1 pseudogene is annotated in these 248 nt (G+C 34.7%); it reads right to left on the bottom strand.

Annotated features, from left to right (window positions below):
• A pseudogene (locus tag I5349_RS13945) lies at positions 1-248 on the bottom strand (hypothetical protein); the annotation flags it as partial.

Raw genomic sequence — 248 nt, 5'->3', positions numbered from 1 at the left:
GTCTATTTGCATCTTCTTTTTGGAGTCAGTGATTTGCTTTTTTTCTTTCTTTTTAATGCTTTCGAACAAGTCATTATTATCCTTTGAGGCTCTTTTGGTAGCAGTTGTTTTAGGCTTTTCAATCGGTTTTTTTCTTGCTTGCATTTCCTCAGACGCGTGGTTGTTATCTATGCTTTCTTTACTTTTTTTAAGTTTGGCTAGATTAGCTTCTAGTACCTTTAGGATGTCTTGATGGTCATTTTTCGAAG

The organism is Penaeicola halotolerans (assembly GCF_016464625.1).
Taxonomy (GTDB): Bacteria; Bacteroidota; Bacteroidia; order Cytophagales; family Cyclobacteriaceae; genus Penaeicola; species Penaeicola halotolerans.
The sequence above is the reverse complement of the archived record's forward strand: the minus strand, read 5'-3'. Positions and strand labels throughout refer to the sequence as shown.